The sequence below is a fragment of the Nocardia cyriacigeorgica genome (genome assembly GCF_005863245.1).
Taxonomy (GTDB): domain Bacteria; phylum Actinomycetota; class Actinomycetes; order Mycobacteriales; family Mycobacteriaceae; genus Nocardia; species Nocardia cyriacigeorgica_C.
The window spans coordinates 80,910-91,348 of record NZ_VBUT01000011.1 but is presented as its reverse complement, the minus strand read 5'-3'; the positions used below and the strand labels follow the sequence as shown (position 1 = coordinate 91,348).

General features: G+C 69.0%; 10 protein-coding genes. 2 read left to right on the top strand and 8 right to left on the bottom strand.

The window, feature by feature from the left end:
* Positions 1–27: 27 nt before the first annotated feature.
* The 5 genes from FEK34_RS24780 to FEK34_RS24760 form a co-directional block, all read right to left on the bottom strand.
* Complete coding sequence (locus tag FEK34_RS24780; RefSeq protein ID WP_138451546.1) at positions 28–1,125, bottom strand: methyltransferase; 1,098 nt, start codon at positions 1,123–1,125, stop codon at positions 28–30.
* An 86-nt stretch (positions 1,126–1,211) separates the two neighbouring features.
* On the bottom strand, positions 1,212–1,985 hold the full coding sequence (locus tag FEK34_RS24775) for a MerR family transcriptional regulator (protein WP_138451544.1): 774 nt from the start codon (positions 1,983–1,985) through the stop codon (positions 1,212–1,214).
* A 91-nt stretch (positions 1,986–2,076) separates the two neighbouring features.
* On the bottom strand, positions 2,077–3,039 hold the full coding sequence (locus tag FEK34_RS24770) for a D-isomer specific 2-hydroxyacid dehydrogenase family protein (RefSeq protein ID WP_432760988.1): 963 nt from the start codon (positions 3,037–3,039) through the stop codon (positions 2,077–2,079).
* A 171-nt stretch (positions 3,040–3,210) separates the two neighbouring features.
* Complete coding sequence (gene ligD, locus FEK34_RS24765; protein ID WP_138451540.1) at positions 3,211–4,161, bottom strand: non-homologous end-joining DNA ligase; 951 nt, start codon at positions 4,159–4,161, stop codon at positions 3,211–3,213.
* Between the two features lie 54 nt (positions 4,162–4,215).
* Positions 4,216–6,339: a RecQ family ATP-dependent DNA helicase gene (locus FEK34_RS24760; protein ID WP_138451538.1), complete on the bottom strand. Its 2,124-nt coding sequence runs from the start codon at positions 6,337–6,339 to the stop codon at positions 4,216–4,218.
* Positions 6,340–6,566: 227 nt separating this feature from the next.
* Here FEK34_RS24760 and FEK34_RS24755 point away from each other — a divergent pair, with 227 nt between their 5' ends.
* Positions 6,567–7,040 (top strand): hypothetical protein, encoded by a 474-nt coding sequence (locus FEK34_RS24755; protein WP_138451536.1) that lies wholly within the window; start codon positions 6,567–6,569, stop codon positions 7,038–7,040.
* Positions 7,041–7,097: 57 nt separating this feature from the next.
* Here the strand turns inward: FEK34_RS24755 and FEK34_RS24750 are convergent, their stop codons facing one another.
* The 3 genes from FEK34_RS24750 to FEK34_RS24740 form a co-directional block, all read right to left on the bottom strand.
* Positions 7,098–8,321 carry an RtcB family protein gene (locus FEK34_RS24750; protein ID WP_138451534.1) on the bottom strand — a complete coding sequence of 408 codons (1,224 nt, stop codon included), beginning with the start codon at positions 8,319–8,321 and terminating at the stop codon, positions 7,098–7,100.
* A 123-nt stretch (positions 8,322–8,444) separates the two neighbouring features.
* Positions 8,445–9,314, bottom strand: a complete 870-nt coding sequence (locus tag FEK34_RS24745) for a ribokinase (protein WP_138451532.1) — start codon at positions 9,312–9,314, stop codon at positions 8,445–8,447.
* Positions 9,315–9,352: 38 nt separating this feature from the next.
* Positions 9,353–9,970, bottom strand: coding sequence for an NADPH-dependent F420 reductase (locus tag FEK34_RS24740; RefSeq protein WP_138451530.1), 618 nt, complete (start codon positions 9,968–9,970; stop codon positions 9,353–9,355).
* A 97-nt stretch (positions 9,971–10,067) separates the two neighbouring features.
* Between FEK34_RS24740 and FEK34_RS24735 the strand changes: the two genes are divergently transcribed.
* Entirely contained in the window at positions 10,068–10,439 is a 372-nt protein-coding gene (locus FEK34_RS24735; protein ID WP_138451527.1) for a winged helix-turn-helix transcriptional regulator, read from the top strand.

The following is a 10,439-nucleotide window of genomic DNA, read 5'->3' as shown; positions in this document are numbered from 1 at the left end:
GCGGTTCTCGGACCGGGTGCGACGTGCTCAGCCCGCCGGCACCGCCTCGAGCACATTCTCCGGGGACAACGTCGGCGTCACCGAGGTGAGTGTGAAACCGCATTCGGCCAGCAGCGCACGATATTCGGCCTCGGTGCGTTCCCGGCCGCCGGTATTGACCAGCATCTCCAGATCGATGTACTTGCCCGGATGCGGGCGATCGTCGTCGGGCAGGACCAGTTCGATCAGCAACAGCCGTGCCCGCGGTGTCATGGCATTGCGCACCGTGCGCAGAATCCGGGTGGCCTGCTCGTGCGGCCAATCATGGATGACGTGTTTGAGCAGATAGGCGTCGCCGCCTTCCGGCACGGTGTCGAAGAACGATCCGGCCACCACCGCACATCGATCGGCCACGCCGAGCTCGGTCAGCCGTTCCCGCGCCTCACCCACCACCTCCGGCAGGTCGAACAGGATGCCGCGCGACTGCGGTGCCCGCTGCAAGATCTCGGTCAGCAAGGCGCCCTGCCCGCCGCCCACATCCACGAGCGTGCGATAGCGGGTGAAATCGTAGGCCGACAGCAGCGGTTCCCGGCCGAGGGTGTCGATGCTCGACATCGCGCGATCGAACATCGCGCCGAACTCGCGGTCGGTGCGCAGATAGTCGAACAGCGGAACGCCGTCGACGGTATTGCCCACCGCGTCACCGGTGCGCACCACCTGCACCAGCTGGGTCCAGTTGTCCCGGTGGATCTTCGAACCGAAGAACAGGGTCGCGTCGCGCAATGAGACGTGGGCGTCGGCGCGCAGCGCCTGCGCCATCGGCGTGAGCGCGTAGCGGCCGTCGCGGCGGCGGGTGAAGATGCCGTGACTGATCAGCAGCCGCATCAGCCTGCGCAACGCGTCCTCGTCGGCGCCGACCGCCTTGGCCAGGTCGGTGCTGTCACGCGGCCCGTCGGCCAGCGCGTCGGCGACCCCGAGTTCCGCCGCGGCGTGGATGGCCTGGGTCAACCAGCCGGCCGCGATCATCTCCAGCAACGCGACATGGCCGGGCACCATCCGCCGGTGCGCGGTCGCCATGACGTTGCGCACCCGTTCCACCACCCGCACCAGGCCCTGCGGGGGCAGCTTCGCTCGATCGGAGGTCATGACGACTCCATTCGTCGGCAAACGCTTGCCAAGCAGAGTACGGCCCGAACCGTGTCCCGGGCGTGAATCGCGCGTCGTGGCCGTCGCTAGCGGGTCGATTCGCCGTTGGCGGTGGCGCGGTTGCGTTCACGTTGGGCGGCGGTTTCCAGGTATTCACCGAGCTCGCGGCGCAGCGTGGTATCCAGCGAGCGGGCCAGCGTGCTGTGCACCGACGCGACCCCGAGTTCGCGCATCTTGTTGAGCATCGCCGTGGTCTCGGCGATCTCTTCGCTGGTTTCCGGCAGCCAGCCGGGACCGTGCTCGTCGACGATGTGGCGGCGCGCGGCGGTGATCATGATCTTGGTGATGTCGTCGATGCGCGCGGCGACCTGGGCGTGCACGCTGATCAGGGTGCGCAGGTCGAAGCCGTATTCGTCGAGTTCGGAGAAGGTGCTCAGGAGTTGGGTGTCGGTGAACACGACCGTGTCGTTCTCGACGCGGACCAGGCCGAGGTCGCGCAGCTGGCCTACCAGATCGTCGGTGTCGGAGCCGAGGATGGATTCGATCAGCTCCCGTGAGACCTCGAACGGCTCCTCCTCGGCCCAGGTCGCCGTCACGGCGTGCTGGAGGCCGAGCACCTCGGTGAGGTCCTTGCCGGTTTCCCAGCTGGTGATGAAGTCGGCGATGTGCGCGGTGGTGAAACCCCGCTGGAGCAGCGCGTCGATCAGGCGCAACCGCTCCAGATGCGAGTCGTCGTAGATGCTGGCGCGGCCGTCCTTGCCGACCGGTGGCGGCAGCAGCCCACGTTCCTGATAGGCGCGGACATTGCGGCTGGTGGTCCCGGCGGCGCGTGCGAGGTCATCGATCCGGTAGTTCGGCATCGCTGCACCTCCTCATATCCCCACCTGTGCCGGACCGGCATGCGCCCGGCCGTCGACTGTCCGAGTTTAACGCCCGCGCTGTCACCCGACCTCAGTACCCGCGGTCCGGTTCGATCGGCGCCAGCAACGACGCGCCGTCGGCGAAGCGGAGTACGTTCGCCCGCACGTGTTCGGCGAACGCCGCCATCCGCAACTGCGGCGGGTTCGAATCATGCGGGGTGACAATGGCATTGGGCAGTGACCAGAGCGGATGCCCGTCGGGTAGCGGTTCGGGATCGGTCACGTCGAGTCCGGCGCCGCCGATCGTCCCGGCGCGAAGGGCCTCGACCAGCGCGTCCGTATCGACGAGGCTGCCGCGCGCCACATTGATCACCCACGACGACGGCTTCAACTGCGCCAGCTCTTTGGCGCCGACCAGATGCCGGGTCTCGGCCGTGGCCGGCGCCGCGATCACCACATGGTCGGTGCGCGACCAGACCCCGGCCAGCTCGTCGGCGCGCACCGTTTCCACCGCGTCCGGAATACCGGGCCCGGCGACCGGCCGACCGGACCGGTTGACCGCGATGACCTGCGCACCCAGCGGCGTCAGCATGGGAATCAGCGCCCGCCCGATCCCACCCGCACCCACGATGGCGACAGTGGCTCCGCGCAGCGAGCCGACATGCGGAAAGAACTCCTGCTGCCGCCAGCTCTCGGCGCGCAGATGCTCCGGCAGATACCGCACACCCGCCAGCAACAGCATCAGCGTGTGCTCGGCCACGCTCGCTGCGTAAGCGCCTGCCGCAGAAGTGAATCGGACCCGCGCAAAGCGTTCGAACACACCGGCGTCGAACCAGTCCTCCACCCCGGCCGCATTCAACTGCACCCACTCGATACCGTCCGGAAGCCGCTCCGGAAACCGCGTCGGCGGACCATTCCAGACGAGCGCCCGCGCCTCGTCGAGCCCGGCAACCCACGCCCCCGCCTCCGTCACCGCCTGCTCGAGCACCGGCTGTTCCCCGGGGCCGACCGCAACCGCCATCCGGCTCATCCTCGGACCTCCTTCGCTCACCATCCGCCGGTGCTCGCGCGCCCGGCCGTCCTCGAACCCGAACGTACCGCCGAACGCGGGGAGGGTGGGTGCGGGGCATCGCCGGTCGATTGCCGGCACCGCCCGATCCATCCGGTGGCGTGTGCGGTCCGATCACATCGGTTCAGGCGAATGCGGCCGTGATCGATCGGGTGGTCAGTCCTCGTCGTCCAGCTCGACCTTGTCCCTATCGGCCCACTCGATCAGGCGGTCCAGTTCGAACACGGCGTCGTCGATGCCGGCGTGCAGGTCACCGAGCTTCTGGTAGCGGGCGGGGACGGTGGCCATGGTGAAGTCGCGCGGGTCGATGTCGGGGATCTCTTCCCAGCTCACGGGTGTGGACACGGTGGCCTCGGGCACGCCGCGCACCGAATACGCGGCGGCGATGGTGTGGTCGCGGGCGTTCTGGTTGTAGTCGACGAACAGCATCCGCGGGTCGCGGTCCTTGCGCCACCACGTGGTGGTGACGTCCTCCGGTGCGCGCCGCTCGATCTCGCGGGCGAAAGCCAGCGCGGCGCGACGCACATCCTTGAATCCCCACTGGGGCGCGATCCGCACATAGATGTGCAGCCCATGCCCGCCGGAGGTCTTCGGCCAGCCCACGGCGCCGATCTCGTCGAGCACCTCGCGCACCACGCCGGCCACCCGCTGCACCCGCGACCACGGGCAGTCGGGCATCGGGTCCAGGTCGATGCGCCATTCGTCGGGGCGTTCGGTATCGAAGCGGCGGGAGTTCCACGGATGGAACTCCACCGTCGACATCTGCACCGCCCAGATCACGTCCGCCAGCTCGGAGACGCACAATTCGTCGGCATGCCTGCCGTAGCGCGGGAAGAACACCCGCACCGTCGGCACCCAGTCCGGCGCGCCCGCGGGCAACCGTTTCTGATGCACCTTGTCACCGGCGAGGCCCTTCGGGAACCGGTGCAGCATGCACGGCCGATCCCGCAGCGCGTTGACGATGCCGTCCCCGACGCTCAGGTAGTACTGCACCAGATCGAGCTTGGTGGCACCGGTGTCCGGAAAATAGACCCGGTCCGGATTGGAGACACGAACCAGCCGGTCCCCGACCTCGAGCTCGATCGCCGCCCCGTTGCCACTGGCCACGTCCCGACCATAACCCGCACCGGGCAGATCGTCCGGCCGAACCACGCGGCCGACTCAGGTCGGGGTGGCCAGCGCGAACGGCAGGACCGCCGGTGCGCCGGCCGTGCGGAGCTGATGCGCGGCGGCGGTGAAGGTCCAGCCGGTATCGGTGAGGGCGTCGACCAGCAGGATCGGACCGTCCAGCGGGCCCAGGTCGGGTAGTTCCCATAGGTCGTGCAATGCGGCCACCCGGTGCGCGGAGTTCACTGCCGACACCGGCGGCCGGTCCGGGCGCACCCGCATGGTGCCGAGATCGCGGAGCTTGCCGATCTCGGCCAGCCGCGCGGCGACGCTCGCCGTCAGCACCGGATGCGTGGGAGATTCCAGGGCCAGCACGGAGGTGGGGCGGGTCTCCCAGTCCCAGTCGCGCAGCACCGCGATGCAGGCCTGGATCACCGCGTCCGGGACCGGCCCGTCCGGGCCGTCGAGCAGGGTTCGCAACCGCTGCCCCCAGCCGAGCGCGCTGAGCCTGCCGAGTACCCGGCCGGTCTCCGCCCCCTCGGAGATCTTGCCCGACAACGGGATTCCGAGCTTCGCCATGCCGGTCGGCCACATCTTGCGTGGCGCCAGGTCGATGCCGGGCCGGTCCAGCCGGGCCCGCGTGGCCGCGACCGCGTCGGCGTCGAGCGCGGTGTCCGGCCGGACGCCGGTGCAGTTGTCGCAGCGGCCGCAGTCGGCGCTGCCGGGGTCCGCCGCGTGCAGGCCGGGGTCGTCGAGCTGGCCGCGCAGGAACACCATGCGGCAGCCGGTGGTCGTCTGATAGTCGAGCATGGCCTGCTGTTCGGCCGATCTGGCCGCCTCCAGCCGCTCGTAGCGCTCGCTGTCGTACACCCAATCCTGGCCGGTGGACAGCCAGCCGCCGCGGACCCGGCGCACCGCGCCGTCGACGTCGAGCACCTTCAGCACCATCTCCAGGCGCGACCGGTTCAGCTCCACCAGCGGCTCCAACGCCGCCGTCGACTGCGGACGTTCGGTATCCAGCGCCGCGAGCACCGAACGCACGATGTGCTCGCGGGGAAAGGCGACGGAGGCGAAATAGCTCCAGATGCGCGCGTCCTCAGGGCCGGGGAGCAGCACCACCTCCGCGCGCTCGGTCCCGCGCCCGGCGCGACCGACCTGCTGGTAGTAGGAGATCGGCGAGGACGGCGCGCCCACGTGCACCACGAAACCGAGATCCGGTTTGTCGAAACCCATGCCGAGCGCGGAGGTGGCGATCAGTGCCTTGACCTCGTTGTTCAGCAGCGCGGCCTCGAGCATCTCGCGTTCGGCGGGATCGGTCTGGCCCGTGTAGGCGGCGACCGTGTGGCCATGGGAGTTCAGGACGTCGGCCAGGTCCTGTGCCGCGGCGACGGTCAGCGTGTAGATGATGCCGGAGCCGGGCAGCTCACCCAGATGGCTGCTGAGCCAGGCCGTGCGCTCGACGGCGTCGTCGAACCGCACCACCGACAGGTGCAGCGATTCGCGGTCGAGAGTGCCGCGCAGCACCAGCGTGTCGGTGCCGATCTGGGTCGCCACATCGGTGACCACGCGATCGTTGGCGGTGGCGGTGGTGGCCAGCACCGGCACATCGGATCCGAGGTCGGCGATCAGGGTGCGGATGCGCCGGTAGTCCGGCCGGAAATCGTGGCCCCAGTCGGACACGCAGTGCGCCTCGTCGATCACCACCAGGCCCGCGTCGGCGGCGAGCTTCGGCAGTACCTGGTCGCGGAAGTCCGGATTGTTCAGTCGCTCCGGGCTCACCAGCAGCACGTCGACCTCACCGGCCGCGACCTGGGCGTGGATGTCGTCCCATTCGGTGACATTGCCGGAATTGATGGTCGCGGCGATCACCCCGGCGCGTTCGGCGGCCGCCACCTGGTTACGCATCAGCGCCAGCAGCGGCGACACGATCACCGTCGGCCCGCGCCCTTCCGCCCGGAGCAGTTTCGCCGCGATGAAGTACACCGCCGATTTACCCCACCCGGTGCGCTGCACCACCAGCGCGCGACGCCGGTGCACCACCAGCGCCTCGATGGCGGTCCACTGGTCCTCGCGTAGCCGCGCCCCGCCCCCGGCCAGCTCCCGCAACAGGCCCTCGGCCCGCTCCCGCAGCCCGCCAACGTCGATACCCGCCGTTGTCGTCCCCTCAGCTGTGTCCATGGAGGCCATGGTGCCCTACACCACCGACAAGTCGTCGGTCCCGTCACGAATCCGGCCGTGACGACTGATTTCGCATCGTTGTGGGTAACTCGTCGGGTACGGGTTACCTGTTCGACCCGATACCGCCGGTTGCCGACGCTACGGTCTACCCACCTGAGTACGGCCACGAATCGCGGAGCGGCGGGGCAGAGGGGGCGCCGGGCGCCGTGACCTGGTAGGAGGATGTTGTGCCGGAAAGTTTCCAGTCGCCCGTGGGGTGGTCGCCGCCAGGAGCGCAGTTTCAGAATCGCGGCGCGCTTGGCCGCACCCTGATCGGAACCGCCGTTGCCCTGGTGGTGACGCCGATCGGAATCGGTATCGCGGCGCACGGCTCGCTGGCCACCAGCCGCTGGTGGGATTCGGTGGATCGGTGGAGCGCACCGGGTCAGTCGGTGCTCGGCGCGGTTCTGCTCCTACTGGTGGCGGTGCTGGCGGCATACTCACCGGCAGCGACCATGATCGCGGGCCTGATCTGGGGCATCCTGCCCGGAATCATCCAGATCTTCTTCCCCGAGGACACCTTCCGCCTGATCGGCGACATCCCCGGTCTCGCCGCCGAGCTGCACGTCGCCCTGCACGCATGGCTGGTCAGCGGCATGGTGCTCATCGTCGGAACGTTGCTCTTCGGCGCGGGTGTGGTCGCGACGCTGAGGCGGCGTTGAGGTTCCCGCTGGATGAGTTGTCCCGGCCGGGCCATGGCGTGGCCCGGCCGGAATCGGTCAACCCTTGACGCACAGCACCTGACGCAGCGTTGCCACCACATCGACCAGGTCCCGCTGGGCGGCGATGACCTGATCGATGTCCTTGTACGCGGCCGGAATCTCGTCCACGACACCGGCGTCCTTGCGGGACTCGACGCCTTCGGTCTGAGCGATCAGATCCGCGACGCTGTACCGCTTCTTCGCCGCGGTGCGGCTCATGCGCCGACCGGCGCCATGCGAGGCCGACTGGAACGAGTCGGGATTTCCCTTGCCCCGCACCACATACGAGCGGGTGCCCATCGAGCCGGGGATCAGCGCCAGGTCACCCTTGCCCGCACGTACCGCGCCCTTTCGGGTCACCAGCATCGGCATGCCGTCGATCATCTCCTCTGCCACATAGTTGTGGTGGCACGAGATCGGTGCATCGAAATGCACCGGACGGTCGGCGAATTCGTCGCGGACCGCACTGCAGGCCAGGGCGAGCATGACAGCGCGATTTCGCGCCGCGTACTCCTGTGCCCAGGTCAGATCGCGACGGTAGGCGTCCATTTCCGGCGTGCCGGAAAGGAATACCGCGAGGTCGCGATCCGGCAGGTCCGCGTTATGCGGAAGCGTACGAGCGACAGCCATATGGCGTTCCGCCAGTTCCTTGCCGATATTCCGGCTGCCGGAATGCAGCAGAATCCATACCGAGTCGTCCTGGTCGAGGCACAATTCTAGGAAGTGATTTCCCCCGCCTAGGGTCCCCATCTGCTTATGCGCCTTGGATTCCCGGTTGCGGACACTCTTGTCGAGGTCGTCGAACGACCCCCAGAACCGATCCCACCCCGAACGCAACGTCGCCGTGCTCGCACCGAGCCCCGACACCTCGGCCCCGAGACGCCGCACGTCCACCGGGTCGTCGTGGGCATGGAATCCCACCGGTATCGCGGCCTCGATGCGGCTGCGCAGGGAATGCAGATTGTCGGGCAGGTCGGCAGCGGTCAGGTTGGTCTTGACGCTTTCCATACCGCAGCCGATATCCACGCCGACCGCCGCCGGGGCGACCGCGTCCTTCATGGCGATGACCGAGCCGACTGTCGCGCCCTTGCCGAGGTGCACATCCGGCATGACGCGCACGCCGTGGACCCATTTCAGTTGCGCGATATTCCGCAGCTGCCGCAGCGCGGCCTGTTCGATATCGTGCTCGGAGGCCCACATCAACGTCCGCGCCCGGGTGCCGGGCAGCTCGACGGGAAACATTGTCTCGATCCTTTCGATACCGGCGAATTCGCTTCGCCTTCCACAATCAACGGTAGGCACGGCAGCGTTCCGGCGCACCTGAATTTCGGTGTGGAAAGGGCAGCGATGGGTGCCGCTGATTCGTCAGGTGAGCACCGCTTCGATCTCTTCGCGCGTCGGAATCGAGGCGCTGGCCCCGAGCCGGGTGGTCGCGAGCGCACCCGCCGCGCAGGCCCACCGCACGGCCTCGGCCGGGCCGCGATGCCACGCCACCGCGAGCGCGCCGGTGAAGGTGTCGCCCGCGCCCGTGGTGTCGACGACCTCCACCGGGAGCCCGGGCACTCGGAACTCGTCACCATCGGGCCCGCGGTAGCGCGCGCCGTCTCCGCCGAGGGTCACCACCAGGTGGGGGACCGGATCGAGGTCGGCGCCGAGCTCGGTGAACTCGCCGGAGTTGACCACAGCGACGTCGACCTCGGCCCACAGCTCGGCCGGCAGCTCCTGGGCAGGGGACGGGTTGAGGACCACGATCGTCCCGTTCGCCTTCCCGTGCCGGGCGGCGGTAAGGACGGTCCGGATCGGAATCTCCAACTGGCACAGCAGAATGTCCGCGCCGGCGATCACCTCCCGATCCTCGTCGGAGAGGTCGATCATCGCGGCATTGGCCCCACCCACCACGATGATGCTGTTCTCCCCGCTCGTGTCCACCACGATGGCGGCGATCCCGCTCGGCCCGTCGACCGTCCGCAGCCGCGCCGTCCCCACCCCGGACGCACGCAGCACCGCCCGAAGTTCATCGGCGAACACATCGTCACCGACCGCCCCGATGAACTCGACCCGCCCACCGGCCCGCCCCGCCGCAATCGCCTGATTCGCGCCCTTGCCCCCCGGCACCATCGCGAACCCGCTGCCGAGCACCGTCTCACCGGGTTGCGGCCGCCGCTCGGTCGTGGTGACCAGATCCATATTGATGCTGCCCAGCACCGCGATCTCAGGCGCGTGTTCGTCGGTCATACCGGGCACGGTAACCGCAGGCGGCCGACGTCGACCGGCTATGCGACGGGAATCGCGGAGTTGGGGTCGACACCGGCGAACGCGAGCCCGATGGTGAACCCGGCGACTTCCTCCAGCTGACGTGCCCGCGCCAGCGGACCCAGCACGGCCGGCCGCGCACCCGTCGCACGGACGAGTTCGCCGGCGACCTCCAGTGCGGCCGGATCGTCTCCGCACATCGCTACGGTCACCGGATCATCAGCCGGCGACCGCCACTGCTGCGCGGGAAACAGATGGAAGGCCTTGACCACTTGGGCGTCCGGAACCATAGCCGCGATGTGCTCGGCCTGCGATTCACCCGGTTTCGTGAGCAGGACTCCGACGCCGTGTTCCACGGCGTTGGTCGGATCGATCAGCGTCGCGCCGCGCAAGGCCTCGGCGCCGGCCGCGCGCAGCATGTCGTCGACGGCGTGCCAGGTCACCGCGAGCAGGACGGCCGCGCGCCCGGCCACCGCCTTGTGCGGGTGAGCGGCTGTGGTCCCGCGCCCGACTCGCGCCGCCAGAGCACGCGCCTTGTCCAGATCGCGCCCGCCGATCACCACCTCATGGCCCGCCCGCGCCCAGGCGGTGGCCAGTGATTCCGCCAAGATTCCCGTCCCCAGGATCGCTACCCGCATCGTGTACTCCTTATGTCGCTTCCCTAGCCGGACCGACGCGACCATAGGAGTTCCGGCACGCACCATTCGGTGCGAATCAGCCGGTCATACTGGGGCGATGGCCGAGCATTACGAGCGGATCGTCGATTGCAGGCTCCGGGCGGCGACCGAGCTGTTCACCCATGCGTGGGACCCGCTGGTTCTGGCCGCGCTGCGGGCAGGCCCGCTGCGGCGACGGGAGTTGCGCCTGGCCATCGGCGGCGTCAGCGACAAGATGCTCACCGAGACATTCAATCGGCTGATGGATATCGGCTTGGTCCAGCGGCGTGCCTACCGGCAGGCGCCGCCGCGCGTGGACTACGGCCTCACCCCGGTGGGCGCGAGCTTCGTGGCGGGTCCGCTGTCGGCGTTGGCCGAATGGATCACCGAGCACGGCGACGACCTGGTGCGGGCGGTCGAACGCGCGGATTCCGCCGGGCGCAGCGGCTGA